This is a genomic window from Streptomyces sp. AMJ-169 (assembly GCF_055597585.1).
This window is the reverse complement of record NZ_JBVLTJ010000017.1, coordinates 1-24,046: the sequence shown is the minus strand read 5'-3', so window position 1 is coordinate 24,046 and position 24,046 is coordinate 1. Positions and strand designations below refer to the sequence as shown.

Sequence of the window (24,046 nt, the reverse complement as noted above, 5' to 3'; positions counted from 1 at the left end):
GAACGGGAAAGCACGGCGGGCGGCGGCTCTCAGACCTGGCCGGCCAGTTCGAAACCGGCCTCGTCGACGGCCGCGCGGACGGCGTCCTCGTCGAGCGCGGCGGCGGAGACGACGGTGACCTCGCCGCTGGAGGCGACGGCCTTGACCGAGCTGACGCCGTCGAGCCGGGAGATCTCGCCGGAGACCGCCCCCTCGCAGTGGCCGCAGCTCATGCCGCTCACCTTGTAGACGGTGGTGACGGTGTCCTGGGTGCCGCTCATGGGGTTACTCCTCGTGGGAAGGGTGCGGTGCGCGGGGCGGCGCGGGCCGGTCGGGGCCCACGGTGCCCTCCACTTCCCCACTGTATACCCCTAGGGGGTATTCCTCCAAGAGGGGTCCCGCCGGGTCAGCGAGCGCACCCAGACCAGCCCGAAGAGCGCCACGCAGACCATCCCGCCGACCGAGAACAGCGTGAACAGGTGCTGCTGCTGGTCCGTCGGCCGCGCGAGATAACCCAGCTCGAACAGCGCCCGGTCCAACGTCGTACTGGTCAGCCGGGTCACCAGCCAGACCGCGATCCCGTGCGTGGAGTCCCACAGGGCGTGCAGCAGGGAGACCCCGAGATACGTCCACACGACCGCCGCGCCGAGCCGGAACCGGCCGTCCGGGCGCCGGTGCGCCAGCAGGACGCCGCCCGCGATCGCCGTCCACAGGCCGTGCCCGAAGGGGGCGAGGACGCCGCGCAGGATCTCCGTCTCCAGCAGCGCCCGCAGGTCGATGCCCTCGGTGGAGACGGCCGCGTTGAAGGCGTACCCGGCGCTCTCCAGGGCCGCGAAGCCGAAGCCGACGGCCGCCCCCAGGACGAGCCCCGCCCTCATCCCGCGCAGCCGCGTCTGGCCGCGCAGCACCAGCATCAGGGCGGCCAGCTTGGCGGCCTCCTCGATCAGCCCGACGCCGACGAACATCCCCAGGGAGGGGTGCAGCAGATAGGTCTCCATCAGGGAGGCGCCCAGGACGCCCAGGGTGCCGCCGGTCAGGAAGCACCCCAGGATCGCGCTCACGCCCAGATCGCGGCCGTGCCGCTCGTACGCCCACAGCACGAAGGTGACCGGCACCAGGAAGCTGCCGAGCAGGATCAGCGTCGGCAGCAGGGTCGTGTTGCGGGTGGCGTAGGTGACGGCCGCGGTCAGCGCCCACAGGGCGAGCCCGCCGCCCAGGCAGTGCTTCCACAGGCCCGCGCGGATACGGGGGTAGCTCGACGGCGGCTGCTGCGGACCGGGGATGCGGGCCCGGGGCGCGCCGGGCTGCGGGGAGTGGGTCACGAAAGAGGGCCCCTCGTACGACCGGGAGGACGGTGCCGGTATACGGCTTTGGTCGCACTTTAGGGGCGTGTGTGCCGTGCCGCAGTCCGAGGCCCTCGGTCGGGTTAGGGGCGCGCCTCGGTCAGCGGCCTCAGGTACGCCACGAGCGCGTTCTTCAGCTCCTCGACGTACGCCTGCCGCTCGGCGCCCTCGTGCCGCAGGATCAGCTCCAGGCCGGCCTTGTACATCCCCAGGCACATCTGGGAGGTCCGGGCGATCCGCTCCGGGGGCGCGTCCGGCACGAAGCTCACCAGCAGCTCCTCGATGCGCGTGAGCAGGCTCGCGTGCAGCGCGTCGTGGCTCTCGGCCACCCGGCCGGGGATGTCGGGGCCGTGCATCAGGGCGAAGGCGACCGGGTGGGCGCAGTTGAACGCGGTGAACCGGTCGACGGCGGTGGCGACGGCCTCCTCCACCGGGGTCGCCGGGGCGACCGGCGCGAGCGCCTCGCCGTACAGCTCCCGCATCTGGTGGGTCAGGCGCTCGCCCAGCTCGATGGCGATGGCCTCCTTGTTCGGGAAGAACTGGTACAGCGTGCCGGGGGAGACGCCGGCCTCGCGGGCGATCGCGTTGGTGCTCGCGGCGGTGTAGCCGCTGGCGGTGAAGACGGTCGCGGCGGCGTCCAGCAACTGGGCGATCCGCCGCTCGCCGCGCGCCTGGCGGCGGACCGGCTGCTCTTTCGTCTGCTCCTCGGACACGAGTTATCCACAGCCTTCCGGACCCGGTTGACAAACACGAGCGGCCGCTCGCATTCTGGGATCGGAAAACACGAGCGGGGTCTCGCGTTTTCCGAGTCTACGGCGCGTGGCGCGCCGTGGCGATGACCATCAGCGCAATTTTCCACGGTGAAGTGGGGGACCCGTAGATGACCGGCTCCGACAGCCCGCCGCCCGGCGGCTGGACCAGGTTCGTGACCGCCCGGCCCAGGCTCACGCTCCTCGCGGCCCTGCTCCTGACCGCCCTCGCGGTCCTCGCCGGCAGCGGCGTCGCCGACCGCCTCGGCAGCGGCGGCTGGCAGGACCCGGCCGCGCAGTCCACCTACGCGACCGACGCCCTGGAGCGCGCCTTCCCCGACTCGCAGCCGAACCTGCTCCTGCTGGTCGACGCGGGCGGCGCCTCCGTCGACGACCCGGCGGTCGCCGCCGAGGCCGCCCGCCTCACCGAACGCCTCGCCGCCGAACAGGGCGTCACGGGCGTCGGCTCCTACTGGCAGGCCAAGTCCCCGACGCTGCGCGCGCAAGACGGCCATGAGGCCCTGATCGCCGCCCGCCTCACCGGCGACGAGAAGGCGAGCGCCAAGACCCTCGACCGCATCGCCCCCGCCTACCGCGGTACCCACGGCCCGTTGAAGGTCACCCTCGGCGGCCGGACCGCCGTGCAGCACGAGATGCAGCGCACCATCCAGGAAGACCTCACCCGCGCCGAGCTGATCGCCCTGCCCGTCACCCTGCTCCTGCTGATCATGGTCTTCGGCAGCGCGGTCGCCGCCCTCCTCCCGCTGGCCGTCGGCATCGTCGCCATCCTCGGCACCAACGCGGTCCTCAACGCCCTCACCCGGTTCACCGACGTCTCCGTCTTCGCGATGAACCTCACCACCGCCCTGGGCCTCGGCCTGGCCATCGACTACGCGCTGTTCATCGTCCGCCGCTTCCGCGAAGAACTCGCCGCCGGCGCCGACCGCTCGACCGCGATCGGCACGACGCTGCGCACGGCGGGCCGTACGGTGCTGTTCTCCGCGCTGACCGTCGCCGTCTCCCTCGCCGCGATGCTGATCTTCCCGCAGTACTTCCTGCGCTCCTTCGCCTACGCCGGGATCGCCGTCGTCGTCCTCGCCGCAGCCGCCGCGCTGATCCTCCTCCCGGCGGCCCTGACGCTCCTGGGCGACCGGGTCAACTCGCTCGACCTGCGCAAGGTGTTCCGCAGGAAGCGGGGTGCCGCTGGAGTTGAAGCCGGCGCCGGCTGGGGCCGTGCCGCGTCGCTCGTCATGCGCCGCGCCCCCTTCTTCGCCGTCGGCACGACCGCCGTCCTCCTCCTGCTCGGACTCCCGTTCCTGGGCGTGAGGTTCGGCAGCGCCGACGACCGCCAGCTGCCCGCCTCCGCCGAGTCCCACACCGTCCAGCAGCACATCAGGGACGGTTTCCCCGGCAACCCCGGCGGCTCCCTGGAGATCCTCGCCGAGGGCCGCGCGAGCGCCGCCGACTACACCGCCTACAAGGAGAAGGTCGCCGCCCTCCCCGAGGTCGCCCGCGTGGACGGCCCGCTCGTCAAGGGCGACCTGGCGTACTTCACCGTCCAGCCCAAGGGCGAGTCCACCGACCGGCGGGCCCAGCGTCTGGTCGGCGAACTGCGCGCCACCGACGCCCCCTTCGACACCAAGGTGACCGGCACGGCGGCGATCCTGGTCGACTCCCAGCACGCCATCGCCGACCGGCTGCCCTGGGCGCTCGCCCTCATCGCCGTCGTCACGCTCTTCCTGGTCTTCCTCCTCACCGGCAGCGTCCTCGTCCCCCTCCAGGCGGTCCTGCTCAACGCGCTCAGCCTGACGGCCATGTTCGGCGCGGTCGTCTGGGTCTTCCAGGACGGCCACCTCGCCGGTCTCCTCGGCTTCACCGCCACCGGCTCCATCGAGACCACCCTCCCCGTCCTGATGTTCTGCGTCGCCTTCGGCCTCTCCATGGACTACGGCGTCTTCCTCCTGTCCCGCATCAAGGAGGAGTACGACGAGAGCGGCGACCACGACCGCGCGGTCCGCCTCGGCCTGCGGCGCACGGGCGGGCTCATCACGGCGGCGGCGGTCATCCTCGCGGTCGTGATGGTCGCCATAGGCACCTCCCGGGTCACCAACATCAAGATGCTCGGACTCGGCCTCGCCCTGGCGGTCCTCATGGACGCGATGGTCGTCCGCAGCCTCCTGGTCCCCGCGATCATGAAACTGACCGGGAGGGCGACATGGTGGGCGCCGGGTCCGTTGCGTAAGTTCCATGAGCGGTTCGGAGTGAGCGAGGGGGAAGGCGCCGCCCATGGCGGTGACCGGCCGGCCGAGCACACCGAACCGCTAGCCGAAGCGGTCAACTAAAGGGGAGGTCCGGGATGCGGGCGGTGCTCTTCGAGCAGTACGGCGGTCAGCTGGAGGTGCGCGAGGTGCCCACCCCGCGCCCGGCCCCCCACGGCGTGCTGGTCCGGGTCGAGGCGACCGGCCTGTGCCGCAGCGACTGGCACGGCTGGATCGGCCACGACCCGGACATCACCCTCCCGCACGTCCCCGGCCACGAACTCGCCGGCGTCGTCGAGGAGGTCGGCGCGGCGGTCACCAACTGGCGCCCCGGGGACCGCGTCACCGTCCCCTTCGTCTCCGGCTGCGGCAGCTGCCCGGCCTGCGCGGCCGGCGACCACCAGGTGTGCGAGCGCCAGACCCAGCCCGGCTTCACCCACTGGGGCTCCTTCGCCCAGTACGTCGCCCTGGACCACGCCGACGTCAACCTGGTGGCGATCCCCGACGACCTCTCGTACGCCACGGCGGCCTCCCTGGGCTGCCGGTTCGCGACCGCGTTCCGCGCGGTGGTCCAGCAGGGCCGGGCCGCGCCGGGGGAGTGGGTCGCCGTCCACGGCTGCGGCGGGGTCGGCCTGTCGGCCGTGATGATCGCGGCGGCCTCGGGAGCGAGGGTCGTCGCCGTGGACGTCTCGCCGCGCGCGCTGGAGCTGGCGCGGCGGTTCGGCGCGAGCGAGTGCGTGAACGCGGCCGGCGCCTCCGACTCCGGGTCCTCCGACTCCGACTCCGGGTCCCCCGCCTCCGACTCCGGGGCCCCCGCTCCCGCCTCCGGGTCCCCCGCCCCCGACTCCGGGTCCGGCACTCCCGCCCCTGGCTCCACCGCCCCCGACCCCGAGTCCAGCCCCAGCCCCCTAGACACAGCCGCCCGAGTCCGTGAGCTGACCGGCGGCGGGGCCCATCTCTCCCTCGACGCCCTCGGCTCCCCGGTGACCTGCGCGGCCTCCGTCAACTCCCTGCGCCGCAGAGGGCGTCACCTCCAGGTAGGCCTGCTGCCCTCGGGCGACGGCACCACCCCCGTCCCCATGGCCCGCGTCATCGCCCTGGAACTCCAGCTCCTCGGCAGCCACGGCATGGCCGCCCACACCTACCCCGAGATGCTGGAGGCGGTCCGCGCGGGCGCCCTGCGCCCCGACCTCCTGGTGACATCGACGATCACGCTGGACGCCGTACCGAAGGCACTGCCGGAGCTGGGGAGCGCGCCGGGGGCGGGGGTGACGGTGATCGAACCCTGGGCGTGAGCGAAACCCTGGCGGCCGAAACTCCGGTGACCCGAACTCCGGCCGCCGAAACCCCAGTTGACCGGCCCCCACACAAAGGCGTGCCCCGCGAGAAAGCTGCGGGGCACGGTCTCCTCACCGACCCTCAGTCGGCCCGCCGGCTCCGGTTCCCCGGTCGGGCCGCGACCCACGCGCGGACGGTGTCGGCGTACCAGTACGGCTTGCCGCCCTCGACATGGTCCGGCGGCGGCAGCAGCCCGTGCTTGCGGTAGGAGCGGACCGTGTCCGGCTGGACCCGGATATGGGCGGCGATGTCCTTGTAGGACCAGAGCTGTCGGTCGGTCATGACTGCACCTCCCTGCGCGGCCCGGACGGCGGCCGGGAGACCGCCCGGGGGAGCCCGGAGCCACGCTGTGGATCACCGGCGGTGACCACCTCGCGATCACCACCCTGCGCCCGATGAACGACGCAGAGTGACGCTCCGCATGTGCTTGTTGACGAGGGGTGACAGTAAAGCCGCGTACATGTGACGCATGTGACACAAAGGTGGCTTTTGTGACAGACCTGAAGCAGAGGGACGCGTGGCGACGAAGGTGACGCCCCCCGCCGACGCCCCCACCCCCCACCGACGCCTCCCCGCCGCACACAGCAACGCGCACAACAAGAAGGGCCCCGGGGCCGACACACCCCCAGGACCCTCCGCTGCCGTACCGCCCCCTCAGGCCCCGCAGGACCGCAGGAACGCCCGGGTCCGCTGGGCGATCGGCAGCGGCTGGTCCGGCGGGCACGGGTACATGTCCTGCTCGACGATCGCGAAGAGATCGACGTCGAGCTTCCCGGCCGCCTCCAGCACGGGCCCCAGCTCAGGGACACCCTTAGGGGGCTCGCACATGACACCCTGAGCGACGGCGGGCCCGAACGGCGTGCCCTTCGCGCGGACGTCGGCCAGGATCTCCGGGTCCACCTGCTTGAGGTGCAGATACCCGATCCGCTCCCCGTAGGTCTCGATCAGCTTGACGCTGTCGCCGCCGCAGTACGCGTAGTGCCCGGTGTCGAGGCACAAAGAGACCAGGCCGGAGTCGGTGCCGTCCAGGAAGCGGGCGACGTTGTCCTCGCTGTCGATGTGGGTGTCGGCGTGCGGGTGGACGACGATCTGGAGCCCGTACTCGTCCCGCACCCGCTCCCCGAGCCGCTCGGTCAGCGAGGTGAGATTGCGCCACTGCTCCGGCGTGAGGGTGTCCGGCTCCAGGACCTCGCCGGTCTTGTCGTCGCGCCAGAAGGACGGGATGACGACGAGGTGCTTGGCGCCCATGGCCTGGGCCAGGACCGCGTTGTCGGCCACGTGCGCCCAGGTCTTGTCCCACACGGACTCGCCGTGATGCAGACCGGTGAAGACCGTTCCGGCCGACACCTTCAGACCGCGCTCGGCGATCTCGCGGGTCAGGATCTCGGGGTCGGTCGGGAGGTACCCGTAGGGGCCCAGCTCGATCCACTCGTAGCCGGACTGCGCGACCTCGTCGAGGAAGCGCTGCCAGGGGACCTGCGCGGGGTCGTCCGGGAACCAGACACCCCAGCTGTCGGGGGCCGAGCCGATGCGGATACGCGAAAGAGCCGGCGAGGGCGAGGACAACGACGTCATGGCCGTCAGCGTGCGGGTGGGACCGCTGGGGTGTCAAGGGCTGGTCCGAATGTCTGGACAAAGTATTGACAGGGCTCGGTGAACGGGACTAGAAACGCGGTGACCGCACGACCGCACCGAAGAACCTTGCGCCCAGCGAGCACGTGAGCTGAGACGAGCCGACACGAAGGGAACTCGATGGCGTACGACCTGATCACCATGGGACGGATCGGGGTGGACCTCTATCCGCTCCAGACGGGCGTCCCGCTCCCGCAGGTCACCTCGTTCGGGAAGTTCCTGGGCGGCTCGGCGACGAACGTCGCGGTCGCCGCGGCGCGCCTCGGCCGCCGTACGGCGGTGATCACCCGCACCGGCGACGACCCCTTCGGCACCTACCTCCACCAGGAGCTCCAGGGCTTCGGCGTCGACGACCGCTGGGTCCGCCCGACCCCCGGCCTCAACACCCCGGTCACCTTCTGCGAGGTCTTCCCGCCGGACGACTTCCCGCTCTACTTCTACCGCCGCCCCAAGGCCCCCGACCTCGAACTCACCGAGGACGACCTGGACCTGGCGGAGCTCCAGCGGGCCCGCATCTTCTGGGTCACCGGCACGGGCCTGAGCGAGGAGCCCAGCCGTACGGCGACCCTCGCCGCCCTCGCCCACCGCGCGAAGTCCGGCCACACCGTCTTCGACCTGGACTGGCGCCCCATGTTCTGGTCCGACCCCGAGGCGGCCCGCCCCTTCTACGCCGAGGCGCTGAAGCACACCACGGTCGCCGTCGGCAACCTGGACGAGGTCGAGGTCGCCACCGGAGTGCGCGAACCCCGGGCCGCCGCACGGGCGTTGCTCGACGCGGGCGTCGAACTGGCCGTCGTCAAGCAGGGCCCCAAGGGTGTGCTCGCGGTCGACGCGCACGGCAACGAGGCCGAGGTGCCGCCGCTGCCCGTGACCGTCCTCAACGGCCTCGGCGCCGGCGACGCCTTCGGCGGCTCGCTGTGCCACGGGCTCCTCGAGGGCTGGGACCTGGAGAAGGTCATGCGGCACGCCAACGCGGCCGGCGCGATCGTCGCCTCCCGCCTGGAGTGCGGCTCCGCCATGCCGAGGACCGACGAGATCGAGGCGGCGGTGGCGGCGGGCGAGGTGACGGCGGAGATCTCCGGCGCGGCGGGCGCCGTGGCGCAGACCGCGGGCGAGACCCCCGGAGCCGGCCGATGAGCCCCGCGAGCCCGCCCCGCACGACCGGGAACCCGACCGCCGCCGCAGCCCAAGCCGCGCCCGCCGCAGCCCAAGCCGCCGCCGCAGTGCGAACCGCGCCCGCCGCCGCAGCTCAAACCGCGCCCGCGACCCCCGGAGCCCCCCGATGACCCCCGTAGCCGTGGACGTCTCCGAGATCGTCCGCCTCCGTACCGAGCGCCCCGAAGCGGTCGCCGAAGCCGCCGCCCGCCGCGAGCGCCGCCCGCTGCTCGGGCCCAGCGGCCGGCTGATGATCGTCGCGGCCGACCACCCCGCGCGCGGCGCCCTCGGCGTCGGCGGTGCCAAGCTCGCCATGGCCAACCGCGCCGACCTGCTCGAACGCCTCTGCCTGGCGCTCAGCCGCCCCGGCGTGGACGGCGTCCTCGCGACCGCCGACATCCTCGACGACCTCCTCCTGCTCGGCGCCCTCGACGGCAAGGTCGTCATGGGCTCGATGAACCGCGGCGGCCTCCAGGGCGCGTCCTTCGAGCTGGACGACCGCTTCACCGGCCACCGCGCCGAGGACATCCAGCGCCTGGGTTTCGACGCCGGCAAGCTCCTGCTGCGCATCGACTACGACGACCCGGGCTCGCTGACCACCCTGGAGTCCACGGCCCGCGCCATCGACGACATGGCGGCCCGTCAACTCCCGTTGTTCGTCGAGCCGTTCATCAGCCGCCGGACCCCCGAGGGCAAGGTGAAGAACGACCTCTCCGCCGAGGCCGTCACCCGCTCCATCGCCATCGCCTCGGGCCTGGGCGGCACTTCGGCCTACACCTGGCTGAAACTCCCGGTCACCGAGAACCCCGACGACATGGCGCAGGTCATGGAGACGTCGACGCTCCCGGCCGTCCTGCTGGGCGGCGAGGTCGGCGAGGACCAGGACGGCGCGTACGAGAAGTGGCGCGGCGCCCTCCAACTCCCCACCGTCCGGGGCCTGGTGGTCGGCCGTTCGCTGCTCTACCCGGCGGACGGGGACGTCGCCGCCGCCGTCGACACCGCCGTAGGACTGCTGTGAGGGCCGCATGAGCACCAAGGATCTCCACGTACCCAAGGGGGCCGCCGCGCACGGCGGTTACGCCCTCGACATCGACCCGGAGAGCGCCGGCTGGGGCTACAGCGCCCTGCGGATCGTCGAGTTGACGCCCGGTGGCGGCCACACCTTCGACGCCGGGGACAGCGAGTGGATCGTGCTGCCCCTCGAAGGCGGCTGTACCGTGCAAACAGAAGGAAAAGAGTTCCAACTCCTGGGCAGGGAAAGTGTTTTCGCGGGCGTAACCGACTTCGCGTACGTTCCCAGAGACGCCCGGGCATCGATCGCCTCCGGTGCGGGAGGCCGCTTCGCCCTGGCAGGAGCGAAGTGCGAGCGACGACTCCCCGCCCGCTACGGCCCCGCACCGGAGGTCCCCGTCGAAGAGCGCGGCAGCGGCACGCAGTTGCGGCACGTGCGCAACTTCGCCTCCGCCGACGCCTTCGACTGCGCCAAGCTGATCGCCGTCGAGGTGATCACCCCCGGCGGCAACTGGTCGTCGTACCCGCCGCACAAGCACGACGAGACCCGGCCCGGCGAGGAATCCGAGCTGGAGGAGATCTACTACTTCGAGATCGACGGGCCGCACGGCTTCGGCTACCAGCGCGTGTCCCCGTCCCGCGAGGGCGGCGCGGAGGTGCTCGCGGAGGTCCGCTCGGGTGACGCCGTCCTCGTACCCGACGGCTGGCACGGCCCGTCGATCGCGCAGCCGGGCCACGACATGTACTACCTGAACGTCATGGCAGGCCCGGGTGCCACGCGTGAGTGGCGGATCTGCTTCCACCCGGACCACACGGAGGGTTACCGATGACGACGACCCGGCTGACCGTGGCGCAAGCCCTCGTCCGCTTCCTCGCCGCCCAGTACACCGAACGCGACGGCGAGCGCCGCCGGCTGATCGACGCGACCTGGGGCATCTTCGGCCACGGCAACGTGGCGGGCCTCGGCCAGGCGCTGCTGGAGTACGGCGATCGGATGCCCTACCTCCAGGGCCGCAACGAGCAGTCGATGGTCCACGCGGCCGTCGGCTTCGCCCGCCAGTCCAACCGGCTCTCCGCGCAGGCGGTGACGACGTCGATCGGCCCCGGCGCGACGAACCTCGTCACGGGCGCGGCCCTGGCGACCGTCAACCACCTTCCGGTCCTCCTCCTTCCGGGCGATATCTTCGCGACCCGGGTGGCCGACCCGGTGCTCCAGCAGCTCGAAGTCCCGTACGCGGGCGACGTGTCGGTGAACGACGCGCTGCGCCCGGTGTCGAAGTACTTCGACCGGGTGACGCGCCCCGAGGCCCTGATCCCGGCCGCCCTCCAGGCGATGCGCGTCCTCACGGACCCGGTCGAGACCGGCGCGGTCACCCTCGCCCTCCCGCAGGACGTGCAGGCGGAGGCGTACGACTGGCCGGACGAGTTCTTCGCCGACCGCGTCTGGACCGTCCGCCGCCCCGGCGCCGACCCGGTCGAACTGTCGGCGGCGATCGAGGCGATCCGCTCGGCCCGGCGCCCCCTGATCGTGGCGGGCGGCGGCGTCCACCACAGCCGCGCGGAGGAGGCCCTGCAAGCCTTCGTGAGCGCGACGGGCATCCCGGTCGCGTCGACCCAGGCGGGCAAGGGCTCCCTGCCCTACGACCACCCGCAGGACGTCGGCGGCGTCGGCCACACCGGCACCGCGACCTCCAACGAACTCGCCCGCACCGCCGACCTGATCATCGGCGTCGGCACCCGCTACACCGACTTCACGACCGCCTCGAACACCCTGTTCAACGCGGCCGGCCGGTTCCTCAACCTCAACATCGCCGGCTACGACAGCCACAAGCTGGCCGGCCTCCCCCTGGTCGCGGACGCCCGCAGCGCCCTGACCCAGCTGACGGAAGCCCTCGCCGGCCACGAGGTCGAGGAGCCGTACGTCGAGGAGTACACGCAGGACAAGGAGCGCTGGGAGCAGCGCGTCGACGCGGCGTACGAGACCCCGGAGGAGGACGTCCGCCCGACCCAGACCCAGGTCCTGGGCGTCCTCGACTCGCTGGCCGACGAGTCCGACATCGTGATCAACGCGGCCGGTTCCCTCCCCGGTGACCTGCACAAACTCTGGCGGGCCCGGTCGCGCGACGGCTACCACCTGGAGTACGGCTACTCCTGCATGGGGTACGAGATCCCGGCCGCGATCGGCGTCAAGATGGCCGCGCCCGAGCGCGACGTCTGGGCGCTGGTCGGCGACGGCACGTACCTGATGATGCCGACGGAGATCGTCACGGCCGTGCAGGAGGGGATCGCCATCAAGATCCTCCTCATCCAGAACCACGGATACGCGTCCATCGGCGGCCTGTCGGAGGAGACCGGCGCCGAGCGCTACGGGACGGCGTACCGCTACCGGGCGGCGGACGGCACGTTCTCGGGCGCGCCGCTGCCGGTCGACCTCGCGGCGAACGTCGAGAGCCTCGGCATGCGCGTCCTGCGCGCGAAGACCGTCGCCGACCTGCGCGCGGCCCTCACCGAGGCGCGCGCCGCCGACACCCCCACTTGTGTCTACGTCGAGACCGAAACGGCCGACACAGTGTCGGGCGCGCCCCCGGCCCAGGCCTGGTGGGATGTCCCCGTGGCCGCCACCGCGACCCGCGCGTCCGCGGTCAAGGCCCGTGAGCAGTACGAACGGCACGCCGCGTCCCGCCGCCGCCATCTCTAGAAGCCGCCGATTTCGATGAAGGAGCACCTGGCATGACGAAGATCGTCAACCACTGGATCGGCGGCAAGACCGTCGAAGGCGCGTCGGGCACGTTCGGTCCGGTCACGGACCCGGCGACCGGCGAGGTCACCACCAAGGTCGCGTTCGCGACCGTCGAGGAGGTCGACGCCGCGGTCGCCGCCGCGAAGGACGCCTTCGTGACGTGGGGCCAGTCCTCGCTGGCCAAGCGCACGGAGATCCTCTTCAAGTTCCGCGCCCTGCTCGACGCCAACCGCGACGCGATCGCCGAGCTGATCACCGCCGAGCACGGCAAGGTCCACTCCGACGCGCTCGGCGAGGTCGCCCGCGGCCTGGAGATCGTCGAACTCGCCTGCGGCATCACCGTCCAGCTGAAGGGCGAGCTGTCCACGCAGGTCGCCACCCGCGTCGACGTCTCCTCGATCCGCCAGCCGCTGGGCGTCGTCGCCGGCATCACGCCGTTCAACTTCCCGGCCATGGTGCCGATGTGGATGTTCCCCATCGCCATCGCGACCGGCAACACGTTCGTCCTGAAGCCGTCCGAGAAGGACCCGTCGGCGTCGCTGAAGATCGCCGAACTGCTCGCCGAGGCGGGCCTGCCCGACGGCGTCTTCAACGTCGTCCACGGCGACAAGGTCGCGGTCGACCGCCTCCTCGAGCACCCCGACGTGAAGGCCGTGTCCTTCGTCGGCTCGACCCCGATCGCGCGCTACATCCACACCACCGCCTCGGCAAATGGCAAGCGCGTCCAGGCACTTGGCGGCGCCAAGAACCACATGCTGGTCCTCCCGGACGCCGACCTCGACGCGGCGGCGGACGCGGCCGTGTCGGCGGCGTACGGCTCCGCCGGCGAGCGCTGCATGGCGATCTCGACGGTCGTGGCCGTCGGCGCGATCGGCGACGAGCTGGTCGAGAAGATCCGCGAGCGCGCCGAGAAGATCAAGATCGGCCCCGGCAACGACCCGGCGTCCGAGATGGGCCCGCTGATCACCGCCGCGCACCGCGACAAGGTCGCGTCGTACGTGACCGGCGCCGAGGCCGAGGGCGCGGAGGTCGTCCTCGACGGCACCGGCTTCACGGTCGAGGGTTACGAGAACGGCCACTGGATCGGCATCTCCCTCCTCGACAAGGTCCCGACGTCCGCGAAGGCGTACCAGGACGAGATCTTCGGCCCGGTCCTGCTGGTGCTGCGCGTCGAGACGTACGACGAGGGCATCTCGCTGATCAACGCGTCGCCGTTCGGCAACGGCACGGCGATCTTCACGCGGGACGGGGGTGCGGCGCGGCGGTTCCAGCTGGAGGTCGAGGCGGGGATGGTCGGCATCAACGTGCCGATCCCGGTGCCGGTGGGGTACCACTCGTTCGGCGGCTGGAAGGACTCGCTGTTCGGGGACCACCACATCTACGGCAACGACGGCACCCACTTCTACACGCGCGGCAAGGTCATCACCACGCGGTGGCCGGACCCGTCCGAGGGGCCGTCCGGGGTGGACCTCGGGTTCCCGCGCAATCACTGAGCGGGGTAGTCGAAGGAGGGGCCGGCCTCGTAGGGGGTCGGCCTCTTCTGTTTCCGGAAGTCGGTGTGCGGGGCGGGGTTTCGCCGTTCCGGGAAGCCGCTGCGCGGGGCCGGCTTCCGCCGTTCCGGGAAGTCGCCGCGCGGGGTCACCTTTTCGCCGTACGGGAGCGGCTTCCGCCATTTGTCCGGTCCGCCTCTTGCCGCATTGCCCCCTTTGGTCGCTATAAGTGACAGAAGGCGAAGGCGAAGGCGTGCGGAAGGGCGGCAGGGCGATGGAACAGGACCGGACGGACGAGGAGTACCGCGGCTCGGCGGCTTTCCTTATCGACGAGGCGCTGAGCTTCCTCTACCCGGCGGCGCTGAAGGCGGCGGCGGACGTAGGCGTGGCGGACCACATGACCGACGGCCCGCGCACACCGGAGGAACTGGCGTCGGCGACCGCCACCGACCCGCGCACCCTCTACCGCCTGCTGCGGCTGCTGGCGACGAGGGGAGTGGTCGAGGAGACCCCGGACGGCCGCTTCACGCTGGCGCCCCCAGGGATGGCCCTGCGCTCCGACGCCCCGTACTCGGCCCGTACGGCCGTACAGATGATCACGGACCGCAGCATGTGGCAGCCGGCGGGCGAGCTGACGACCTGCCTCACCAAGGGAACCCCCTCCTTCGACGCGATGTTCGGCATGCCGTTCTTCGACTACTTCGCGCAGGACGCCCGTACGGCGGCGGTGTTCCACGACGGCATGGCGGCGATGTCGGACTCCGAGAACGCGCTGATCGCGGCGGCGTACGAGTTCCCGGCGGACGGGACGGTGGTGGACGTGGGTGGCGGCCACGGAGGCTTGCTGCGGGAAGTCCTTTTGAGGAACGGTGAGTTGAGGGGGGTGTTGTACGACCGCGCGCACGTCCTGGCGGGCCATGAGCTGGGGTCGGAACCGGCGATCGAGGGCCGCTGGGCCCTGGAGGAAGGCGACTTCTTCGAGTCGGTCCCGTCAGGGGACGTGGTGATGATGAAGAGGATCACGCATGACTGGGACGACGAGAGCTGCACGAGGCTGCTGACCCATTGCCGCCGCGCCCTACGCCCCGGAGGCCGGGTCCTGATCTTCGACGCGGTCGTCCCTTCGGGGAACGCCTATCACCAGTCCAAGGCACTGGACTTGATGATGCTGGCGTCGTTCACGGGGCGGGAGCGGACGGAGGGGGATTTCGGGGGGGTGCTGGAGGGGGCGGGGCTTCGGCTGAACCGGGTGCTGCCTACGTCGACGGTGTTGTCGGTGGTGGAGGCGGTGGCGGCCTGAGGGTGGGGGCGCTGTTCCGCGAAGGAAATCCCGGCATGCCGGAACGGAAGTTCGACAACTGGATCGCGAAGCGCCTGAGCCACCAGAACGTGCTGCGCCAAGGTCCCCCGCCCGCTCACTGGTTCATCCTCGACGAAGCACTCCTCCGACGCCCGGTGGGCAGACAGCAAAACCCCGGACAGACCACCCCTGACCTTCACTCCACAGGTCTGGCAAGCTTTCATCACTTCGACCGAGCCCACCTCTTGGTCGTAGCACTCCAGCACTATGGACGGGAACGGCACCGTGGATTTGATCAACCTCTCGGACGGCGACAACAGCGTCCGTGTACGTGTTCTGGGCCGGCGGGAGCCCGGGGTGCTGCCGCTGCATGACTTGCTCGACGCAGAGATCATCCTGGAGAGCGGGTTCATCAGCGGGTGCCTCAGGGTCTGTTGCTATCTCTCGGACCTGGACCAGTGGTCCTCGGCACTGGACGCTCTTGAAGGCGGCGGGAGTGCCGAATGGCTGGACGAAGGAAATGGCCCGGTGATTAGGATCGAATTCCCTGAGGCCGACCCTTCCGTCCCGACGGTCCACATCGAGGACGCGTCCGGATCTGGAGCATCGGCAACTATCCCGATCGCCCTGGGTGCCGGCTGGGTCGAGAAGCAGCGCGAACACCTCCGAGAGGTGGCGCGGGATTGGCCGAGTGAAGTGCTGAAAACAGCATCAGGCGTTTACGAATGGCGTCGCTGAAGGCTGCCTTGCGGGCTGAAAAGAATGCGGGCGGATTTTTTGGAACTCCGCCCGCAAGGTATTTACCGATCGGGTGACAGGGTCACTGCACGAAAGTCCTGCTCATGAACCATCCAGTGTCATCGAACGCTTCGAGCGATACGGCAAACGGGACGTTGCCGCCAGGGCGATAGTGCGGCGTCGCCGCATACATGATGGTGTTGCCCTTCGAGACGTAGTCGGCGACTTCCTTCTCGAATTCATTCATGGGACCGTTGTCGATGGCCGCTGTCGTTCTGACGAAGTTTTCCGGAGTATTTCCGGAACCGCCCAGTGCCTTCGGGAGGAGATGTCCACGTGCGTCTCCATTGGCCCCGCTCACGAAGCCAGGGGGAGTCACGCTTCTTGACGCCTTCCCTCCGGTACCGAGCATGCTCGGGGTGACTTCTGCGACGATTCCGGACCGGCGACCCTCTGCGTCGATGCTTCCGTAGTCGATTTCTCCGCAGTTGTGGACCAGAACTGGTGCGTTACCTGCCAGCACATAGTACGTATGCAGCCTGCTGACGGTGAGGTTGTGGACGGTGGCGTCCAGTGCCGTCCACCGTTGGACCGCCGTGATCTGGACCAGCGTTCCCGACCCGGTCCGCAGCCATTCGCCCGCCCGGAGGTCGGTCGCGTCGATCCACTGCCCCAACTCCGGTACCCAGAACGGATGTCCGTCCGTAGCCGTGACCTTCGCCGTCCGGGTGCCCTTGGCGCCGTCGGTGTCGATGGTGATCGTGACGAGGTGTTTGATCCCCTTGCCCTTGATCTCCCGAGTCACCGTCTCCGCCCGGGTCTCCCCGGTCTCCGGATCGGTCGCCAGGACCCTGTCGCCGGCCTTCACTTGGTCGATCGGCTTCGTGGAGCCGTCGGCCATCAGGACACGGGTACCCGGGGTGAAGCTGTTGTTGATCGGACAGCTCGCTCCGCCGCCGGAGTCACCCGAGCCGCCGCCCGAACCCCCCTCGCTGTCGCTCCCCGACTTACTCCGAGACCCCCCAGACTTACTCTCCGCCTTCCCCCCGCCCGAAGACCCCTTAGCCTGCGAAGACTTCCGAGCCTGGACCTGGACAGAGTTCCCCCGAGCCCCCTTGGACCCCGTATGGGACTTCTTCCGAGCCGCCTCTGCCGCGGCCTTCGCCGCCTCCCGGGCCTTCCGCTTCGCCTCCGCCGCAGCCGCCTCCGCAGCCTTCTTCGCCTTGATCAGCGCAGCCTTCGCCGCTTTCGCCGCGTTGATGCCGATCTCCGCCGCCCGCTTCGCCGCCCGCCACGCCTTCACCGCCCCCAGCGTCGCCTCGAAGGCCCGCCACATCTTCTTGCCCTTGGAGAAGACGCTGGTCCAAGGGATGGCGTCCATCAGAAGGCTGCCGCAGGCCCACAGGTCACCTTGCGAGAAGCAGCCGACGACGTCGTTCCAGCCGACGAACTCCTTGAAGACGGACCAGCCGACACTGAGGATCACATCCCCGATCGACCGGTTCAGCGTCCGCTGATACGACGCGATCTTCGCGTCCAGCGCCGCGATCGACGCGTCGAAGCTCGACGCCGTCGACGTGAGGCCCGACGGGTCCGAGTGCGTCACGGGATTGTTGTTCGCGTACGCGTACCCGTTCGCCTGGAGCGGGTCCGACTGGTCGAGGACCGGGTCCGCCGAGAGGAAACGGCCCGTCGAGGGGTCGTACTCCCGCGCGCCCATATGGACCAGGCCCGAACCCGGATCGTCGTCCCCGGTGTGGAACCCGGTGTGGGAACGCGGCAGCAGGTTCGCCGCGCGGTCCTCGCCCCACGGGTCCTTCTTGGTGACCTTGACCGTCATCCCGCCGTCGAGGCGGACCTCGGCGAGCGGGGTGCCGTTGAGGTCGGCCGACTGGGCGTACTGGTGCTCGACGTACCCGGCGGTGTTGTTCGCGCCCTCGTGGTACCGCGTCACCGGCACCGGGCCGGCGTACGTGCGCTCCGCGTAGCGGACCTTGCCGGCGGTCGTGAGGGACAGCTTCGTGTCGGGGAGGTGCAGCACGGCGCCCGCGCTGGTGCGCTCAAGGAGCCGGTTGCCCATCGCGTCGTACACGTACGCCGTCTTGGACGCCGGCTTCCACAGCTGGGTCGCCAAGGTGGAGTTGCAGGCCGCCAGGGTCAGGCGGGTGCCGCTCGTCGAGGCCGGCGCCGACAGGCACAGGCCCGTCGAGACGTGCTTCAGCTGGCCGGTGGACAGGGTCTGCCAGCGCTGGGCCGCCGTCGCGGAGACGCATGTCTGGACGACCACCGCCGAACCCGCCGCCGTGCCCGAGGGCTGGGCGCACTGGCCGCCCACGACCAGCTGGCCCAGCGTCGCGTCCTCCACCGAGCCGTCGCCGTTCGCGTCGGCCGCCTGGATACGGAAGTTCTGCGGCTTGCTGCCGTTGCAGACGAAGATCTGGATCGCGGTGCCGGCCGTCGTGAGGCCGCCGGCGAGGTCCATGCACAGCCCCGCCGTGCCGACCCACGGCCCCGACCCGTCCGCGCCGAACCCGGTCACCGACTCGACCTTGCCGTCCCACGTCCACGCCAGACTCTGCGCGGTGTCGTCGGCGGTGGTCCGGCTGGTCAGATCGCCCGCCGCGTCGTACGACTGCGTCGACCGGGACGTGACCTGCGCGCCCGCCGCCGTCGTCGACTTCTCCGCGTACGACGTCAGCGTGTGCGGCTGGGCCGGCAGCGAACCGGCGGCCCCCGAAGTGCCGTACGTGTACTCGGTGGTGACGTCACCCTTGGTGTCGCGCACGCCGGAGGTGAAACTCGCGCTGTACGCCGTCTTCTTCGTGCGGTTGCCGAGGACGTCGTACTCGTACGCCTGCCAGTAACCGGAGTTCTCCGCCGACACGTTGACCGTGCCGTCGCTGTACGTCGGGGCCGCCGCGCTCTTGCCGGAGGCCGCGCAGGCGCCGCCGCCCGGGGTCGTCCACGCCTGGGTCAGCTGGCCGAGGGTGTCGTACGTGAAGCACTGCCGCTCGGTCGTCGTGCCCGCGCGGTCGGCGGCGGACAGGACGTTGCCGGAGGCGTCGTACGCGTACGACCGCCTGCCGACCTCGCTGCCGGGGACCACCGACGTGTCACCGGAGTTCTCCCGGACCAGGCGGGCCGTGGTCAGCTCGCCCGTCGACTCGTCGAAGGTGTTCTCCTGCCACAGCCGGTGGCCCGCCTCGCCCGTGGTCGAGCGCAGGACCTGGCCGTAGGGGGAGTAGGACGTCTCGGCGGTGTACCAGTCGCGGCCGGAGACCGTGACCGGCAGGCCCGCCTCGTTGTAGCGGGTCACCACCGACTCCGCGCTCAGGCTCCCGGCCGCCGGGGCGGTGTACTTCTCCAGCTGGCCGTCGGAGTTGTAGGCGTACGTGTAGGTGTACTGGGTGGCGAAGCCGTCCGAGGTCAGGCCCGGGGTGGAGCCCGGCGGCAGGGCCGTCGTCATCGCGGTCGGCTGGTAGTCGGCCGTGTACCCGGCGATCGTCGTCGTGTACGCGTCGGTGCCGTCGTAGCGGGTCGCCGAGGACAGCTGCCCCTTGCCGCCTGACGCACCGTCATATGCATACTTCTGGACCAGAGTTGAGGCCGATCCCCCCTTGGGAGTGACCTTCACCTCCGAGACGCGGTTCAGGCGCTCGTAGGTGTACGACACCGTCTGCCCGCGCGCGTCCACCGCCGACTCGACCCGCCCGTAGGCGTCGTACGCCGTCTTCGTCGCGCCCGTGTCCGGGTCGGTGGTGCCGGTGACGCGGCCCAGGGCGTCGTACGTCCAGGTGCGGGTGTGGCCGACGGCGTCGGTGCTGGTCACCATGTCGCCGCGCAGGTCGTACGCGTACCGGGTGCTGATCGCGCCCGTCTCGGTCAACTGGGTGTCGCTGAAGGTGTCCTGACGGACCGTCCGGCCCAGCGCGTCCGTCCAGACCCGGGACCCCGGGGTGCCCTCGGGCTGGCGGACGACCGTGTAGTCGAGGGCGTACTCGTAGCGGGTGCGCCGGTCGGTGGTCGCGACCGCCTTGTCGTTGTTGGTGAACGTCGCGCCGGTCTGCGGGTAGGAGTGGTGCACCGGCGTCACCGTCAGGACCCGGCCGAGCCCGTCGTAGGTGTACGACGTCGCGTTCGGGATCGCCGACTCCGAGGCGGGGACCACGAGTTCGGTGTCCGGGTCGCCCTCCATGTAATACGCGTTACGGGTGTAGCGGACCTGGCCCGAGGCGTTGTGCAGGGTGTCGGTGACCAGCCGGCCGCCGCCCACCGCCGGTGTCTGCGACTGGCGTTCACGGCCGAGACCGTCGTAGATCGTGGTCGACGCCTTGTACGTGCCGTCGCCCGCCGCCGAACTCGGGTTGTCCGCAAGGGACTCCGTCACCACCGACACCGGGTTCTTCAGGTCGGTGTGGTAGGAGTAGCGGGTCGTCGGGTCGTCCGTCGCGGACTGGGTGGCGTCCCAGGCGGCGACCGCGCGGCCGAGGGGGTCGTAACTGTAGGACGTGGTACGGCCGTTGGCGTCCGTCGCGGTCGTGGTGGTGCCCCGGCCCGGCTCCAGGACGGTGGTGTCGGTGAATCCGGCCGTGTCCGAGGTCGAACCGCTGACCGTGGTGATCTTGTAGACCTGGCCGGTCGCCGGGGTGTACGCGGTGGTGTTGAAGACGCCGGTCGGGTCGGTGACCTTCACGATCCGGCCGTAACCGTCGTACTCGGTCTGCGACTCGGGGGCGGTGATCCGCCAGGCGGTGCCCGCGCCGGTGGGCGCGGTGGTCTTGGTGACGAGGCCCTTGGTGGGGGTGCTGGTGTAGGAGGCGCCGTCGTCGTAGTAGACGCGGGAGCCGGTGACCAGGGTGTCGGCCGTCGCGCTGGACAGGGCGGTCGCGCAGGTGGTGGTGCCGGTCGTCGTCAGGGTCTGGGAGACCAGGCCGATCAGGTAGACGTCCGTGTTGTGCACATAGGACGTCATCGTGCACGAGTCGTCCTTGGAGTCGGCCACATCGCCGAACTCCCGTACCTTGACCGGGAGTCCGTACGTCGGGTCGTACTCGGTCTCGGTGGTGACCGCGCGCAGCGTCGAACCGTCGGCGCCCTTGCCGGAGGCTTTGGTGTACGTCGTCGTCGAGCCCAGGGTGACGCGTTCGGCGGTGACGTCGGGGCCGTCGGTGCGGGCGCGGGTGGCGAGCCGGACCGGGGGGTCGGGGACGTTGACCGTGCGGGAGATCCAGCCGGTGTCGGTGTCCGAGCTCCCGCTCGGGTAGGTCAGGGACTCCGCGACCATGCCGGCGTACGCCTTGAGGTCGTTGGCGAGGGCCTTGCCCTCGATGTCCTTCATCACCGAGGCCCGCTTGACGTCGTCGGACGACTTCTCCGGGGTGGAGTCGGCGAGGACGTCGTCGTACATGCCCCGGAAGTAGCGGGTCACCGACTTGGCGGCGACGCTGCCCGAGGCGGCGTCGGTGGCGCCGGTGGTGGTGACGACGGTCGGATAGCCCCGCCAGTCGTCCCAGGTACGGGTCTTGGGGCGGGAGAACTCCGCCTGGCCCTTCGCCCACAGCGGGTTGCCGTCGGTGAGGTAGCCGTACTGCGTCACCGTCTCCTTGGCGTCCGCGAGCCGGGGGAACTCGGTGATCTTGTCGACGACGTACTTGTGGAACCAGGAGATCCGCTTGTCGGCCAGTTCACCGTCGGTGTGCCAGTACACCGGGTAGCACAGCTGGTCGTTCCGGTCGGCCGTCGGCCGCGCCGAGCCCGGCAGGCACTTGCCGGTGGGCGCCTTGTAGTCGACGTGGGTCCGGCCGCCGTACTCGGAGACGACGTCCTGGATGCGCAGCCGGTCGAAGACCTCGCCGGTGTCGGCGCTGTCCGCCTTCACCCGGTTGGGCAGCGCCTGCTTGTTGTGGCCGAACGACACCGGGTTCAGGGTGTCGGTCGCGCCGTCCACGGCGAAGCCGGTACGGGTGACCGACTCCAGCCACAGCGCCGTGTACTCGCCCGTCAGGTCCCAGGGGAAGGACTGGGCGAGGCTCCAGGAGTCCACCTTCGACAGCGCCGTCGACGAACCGGCCGCCGTACCACAGGCGTTGCGCACCCCAGTCTCGTTGCCGTCGGCGTCCGCCTTGTACTCGACCAGCCGCACCCCCTGCTCCCGCTGCGCACACGCGTCGACCGACGCCAGCCGCTTGCGGGTCCAGAAAGTCGGCGCGTACGTCGTGCACTTGCCGCCGCTCACACAGGCGAGGTCGGCCGGGGTGTCGAACCAGGGGCGGGTGCGGTCGGACTGCTTGGAGTCGAAGTTGGCGTCCGTGCAAGGGACTTTGAGCGCGCTGTCGTAGAAGCAGCGCTCGGCCGCGTTGAACCGCATCCGGCCCAGCGGCTCTTCGGTGTACAGGGCGCCGGCGCGCTGGCCGTAGTCGATGCGGGAGAGGTAGCCGCCCCGGTCGTAGCCGACCGCGCGGGCCTCCTTCATGTTCCGCGCGTACGCGCCGCGTTCCTTCTTCCACCACAGCGTCATCGCGTTGCCGCTGGTGTCGACGACGTAGTCGAGCTGGAAGCGCCAGCCCTGGTCGCAGAAGGAGTCCGCGAACTTCGCCGCGTGGCAGGGGTCGCTGTCGTGGTTGCCGGCGACGGGCACGCTCAGGACGGAGTTGGTCTCCTCCTTGCCCTCGCTCCAGCCGGGCAGCCGGTTCAGGCCGAAGTAGTACTGGGTGCCGTCGCTGGTGGTGACCTTCCAGAACTCGCCGTCGTTGTCGCCGTTCCCGGAGGCGTCGACACCGGTGACGGCCTTGTAGTCGGCCGAAGTCAGCAGCTCCACACGGGTGTTGTCACCGCGCGCGCTCTTCCACTCCTTGGTGGCGCCGACCCGGACCAGCTCGGTCGTCGTCCCGTTGAGGGACAGCACCGCGTTGTCCGTGCCCCAGCACTGGTCGCCGGTGAAGTGGTCCTTGTTGTTGGCGTTCGCGGTGTCGGCCGCACAGCCCACGAACGTCCGGGTGATCGAGCCCGGGTTGTAGTCCCAGCCCTCGCCGACCCAGGAGACCTGGTTGTTCGTCGCCGACGTACGCCCGTCGGAGGACTGCGAGTTGTAGCTCAGGGTCACGTTCGGCGTCGGCCCGGCCGGGATCTGCGGCGCGGCCATCGTGTACGAGTAGCTGAACGCGCCGGAGGAACCGCCGGCCGTCCAGGACCCCGCCGACACGATCGGGCTCGCCGAGAAGTCACCGCCCGCGCCCGCGCCGTAGGAACTCCCGACGAACAGCCCGCCGCCGGAGGAGTCGGCGATCTGGCGTACGGCGTCAGCGGTGTCGCCGGTGCGCCAGACCGCGTCGTTCACCTCGCCGGTCGTCGTGGCGGCGCTGGTGGTGGCGGCCGTTCCGGATGCCGTCAGGGCGTTCAACTGGGCTGTGTCGACAGTGATGTTGACCAGGGTCTCGGGGACCTCGACGGTCGTGTCCGTGTCGCCGACGACCTCGTCGCCCGCGCTGTCCTCGCCCGGGTCGGGCTCCGAGCCCGAGGAGTCGCCGGCGCCCGGGGTGACCTCGACGGTGGCGCCGGTGCGCTCGACCTCGGTGGTCACGGGGACGCCGGTGGAGCACTCCTCCAGCTCGGGGGTGCTCGCGTAGCAGGACGGCATCAGCGTGAAGGAGAGCCGGTCGAGCCACTGGGCGCTGTAGGACTTGGCGAGTTTGGTGGCGTCGATGGAGACGACCGCGTCGCCGGTGGCGGTGTCGGGCGCGTCGACGGCGAGCATGAAGCCCTGCGCGCCGCCGGCCAGGACGTCGTTCTCGGCGGCCGCCGCGACGCTCCAGTTCCCGGCGAGGGACTGGGCCTGCTCGGCGGTCGCGCCCTCCGGCGCGCCGACGCCGATCGCCATCGTGCCGTCGGCGGACTTCGCGACCTCGGTCGTCGTCCCCGCGGTGAGGGTGGTCAGCGCCTTGCTGCCGGACGCGGCCGGCACCTGGGCCACCGCCGCCGGGCTGTACGGCTCGTTCGGCTCGGTCGAGGCTTCCCCGGACAGCTCGGAGAGGGCGTCGCTGCCCTCCTCGTCGACGCCGACGGGGGCCGTCTTCTGGAGGTCGGCGAGCTCGACGGCGGTCCGGGCATCACCGGGTCCGACCGCCGCCGCGGTGGGCAGCAGGGTGACGGTCAGGGCGAGAAAGAGCCCGGCGACGACACCGGCTCTGGCCTGGCGGCGTATTCGACGTTTGTGCCACGACAGCACGCCGCGCACCCCCCGTTCAGTGAGCTTCTTCAGCGTTGTCGCTCCAGTGCGAGGACGGCTTTGGCGATTGACGTCATGCGGTTTGGACT

General features: G+C 70.8%; 15 protein-coding genes and 2 pseudogenes. 11 read left to right on the top strand and 6 right to left on the bottom strand.

What is annotated here, in order from left to right; translation table 11 throughout:
- Positions 1-29 precede the first annotated feature (29 nt).
- The 3 genes from ACYUD3_RS32710 to ACYUD3_RS32700 all read right to left on the bottom strand — a co-directional run bounded on the left by ACYUD3_RS32710 (position 30) and on the right by ACYUD3_RS32700 (position 2,035).
- Positions 30-260 carry a heavy-metal-associated domain-containing protein gene (locus ACYUD3_RS32710; RefSeq protein ID WP_470978047.1) on the bottom strand — a complete coding sequence of 77 codons (231 nt, stop codon included), beginning with the start codon at positions 258-260 and terminating at the stop codon, positions 30-32.
- A 90-nt stretch (positions 261-350) separates the two neighbouring features.
- Positions 351-1,301 carry a PrsW family intramembrane metalloprotease gene (locus tag ACYUD3_RS32705; protein WP_470978042.1) on the bottom strand — a complete coding sequence of 317 codons (951 nt, stop codon included), beginning with the start codon at positions 1,299-1,301 and terminating at the stop codon, positions 351-353.
- Positions 1,302-1,405: 104 nt separating this feature from the next.
- The gene (locus ACYUD3_RS32700) at positions 1,406-2,035 is read right to left on the bottom strand and encodes a TetR/AcrR family transcriptional regulator (RefSeq protein ID WP_470978038.1); all 630 of its coding nucleotides are present in this window, start codon (positions 2,033-2,035) and stop codon (positions 1,406-1,408) included.
- A gap of 167 nt (positions 2,036-2,202) precedes the next feature.
- Between ACYUD3_RS32700 and ACYUD3_RS32695 the strand changes: the two genes are divergently transcribed.
- Both ACYUD3_RS32695 and ACYUD3_RS32690 read left to right on the top strand, forming a co-directional pair.
- Positions 2,203-4,413 carry an MMPL family transporter gene (locus tag ACYUD3_RS32695; protein WP_470978035.1) on the top strand — a complete coding sequence of 737 codons (2,211 nt, stop codon included), beginning with the start codon at positions 2,203-2,205 and terminating at the stop codon, positions 4,411-4,413.
- 14 nt (positions 4,414-4,427) lie between these two features.
- Entirely contained in the window at positions 4,428-5,624 is a 1,197-nt protein-coding gene (locus tag ACYUD3_RS32690; RefSeq protein WP_470978033.1) for a zinc-dependent alcohol dehydrogenase family protein, read from the top strand.
- 124 nt (positions 5,625-5,748) lie between these two features.
- Here the strand turns inward: ACYUD3_RS32690 and ACYUD3_RS32685 are convergent, their stop codons facing one another.
- Both ACYUD3_RS32685 and ACYUD3_RS32680 read right to left on the bottom strand, forming a co-directional pair.
- Positions 5,749-5,949: a helix-turn-helix transcriptional regulator gene (locus ACYUD3_RS32685; protein ID WP_470978030.1), complete on the bottom strand. Its 201-nt coding sequence runs from the start codon at positions 5,947-5,949 to the stop codon at positions 5,749-5,751.
- 372 nt (positions 5,950-6,321) lie between these two features.
- The gene (locus tag ACYUD3_RS32680; RefSeq protein WP_470978027.1) at positions 6,322-7,242 is read right to left on the bottom strand and encodes a sugar phosphate isomerase/epimerase family protein; all 921 of its coding nucleotides are present in this window, start codon (positions 7,240-7,242) and stop codon (positions 6,322-6,324) included.
- Positions 7,243-7,419: 177 nt separating this feature from the next.
- On the opposite strand from ACYUD3_RS32680, the gene iolC reads away from it, so the two are divergent.
- The 9 genes and pseudogenes from iolC to ACYUD3_RS32635 all read left to right on the top strand — a co-directional run bounded on the left by iolC (position 7,420) and on the right by ACYUD3_RS32635 (position 15,733).
- The gene (gene iolC / locus ACYUD3_RS32675; protein WP_470978024.1) at positions 7,420-8,436 is read left to right on the top strand and encodes a 5-dehydro-2-deoxygluconokinase; all 1,017 of its coding nucleotides are present in this window, start codon (positions 7,420-7,422) and stop codon (positions 8,434-8,436) included.
- 145 nt (positions 8,437-8,581) lie between these two features.
- Complete coding sequence (locus tag ACYUD3_RS32670) at positions 8,582-9,472, top strand: Cgl0159 family (beta/alpha)8-fold protein (RefSeq protein ID WP_470978020.1); 891 nt, start codon at positions 8,582-8,584, stop codon at positions 9,470-9,472.
- Positions 9,473-9,479: 7 nt separating this feature from the next.
- Positions 9,480-10,295, top strand: a complete 816-nt coding sequence (iolB, locus tag ACYUD3_RS32665) for a 5-deoxy-glucuronate isomerase (RefSeq protein ID WP_470978014.1) — start codon at positions 9,480-9,482, stop codon at positions 10,293-10,295.
- Entirely contained in the window at positions 10,292-12,163 is a 1,872-nt protein-coding gene (gene iolD, locus ACYUD3_RS32660) for a 3D-(3,5/4)-trihydroxycyclohexane-1,2-dione acylhydrolase (decyclizing) (RefSeq protein WP_470978009.1), read from the top strand. The genes iolB and iolD overlap by 4 nt, the downstream gene beginning before the upstream one ends.
- A 32-nt stretch (positions 12,164-12,195) precedes the next feature.
- Positions 12,196-13,698: a CoA-acylating methylmalonate-semialdehyde dehydrogenase gene (gene mmsA / locus ACYUD3_RS32655; RefSeq protein ID WP_470978006.1), complete on the top strand. Its 1,503-nt coding sequence runs from the start codon at positions 12,196-12,198 to the stop codon at positions 13,696-13,698.
- 271 nt (positions 13,699-13,969) lie between these two features.
- Positions 13,970-14,995 (top strand): methyltransferase, encoded by a 1,026-nt coding sequence (locus ACYUD3_RS32650; RefSeq protein WP_470978004.1) that lies wholly within the window; start codon positions 13,970-13,972, stop codon positions 14,993-14,995.
- A gap of 2 nt (positions 14,996-14,997) precedes the next feature.
- Positions 14,998-15,150, top strand: a pseudogene (locus tag ACYUD3_RS32645) (Scr1 family TA system antitoxin-like transcriptional regulator); the annotation flags it as partial.
- Between the two features lie 13 nt (positions 15,151-15,163).
- Positions 15,164-15,250 (top strand): annotated as a pseudogene (locus ACYUD3_RS32640) (DUF397 domain-containing protein); the annotation flags it as partial.
- Positions 15,251-15,262: 12 nt separating this feature from the next.
- Complete coding sequence (locus ACYUD3_RS32635; RefSeq protein WP_470978001.1) at positions 15,263-15,733, top strand: DUF5959 family protein; 471 nt, start codon at positions 15,263-15,265, stop codon at positions 15,731-15,733.
- Positions 15,734-15,815: 82 nt separating this feature from the next.
- Here ACYUD3_RS32635 and ACYUD3_RS32630 read toward each other — a convergent pair whose 3' ends face one another.
- A complete protein-coding gene (locus ACYUD3_RS32630; protein WP_470977997.1) occupies positions 15,816-23,957 on the bottom strand; it encodes a polymorphic toxin-type HINT domain-containing protein in 8,142 nt (2,713 codons plus the stop codon).
- Between the last annotated feature and the right edge of the window lie 89 nt (positions 23,958-24,046).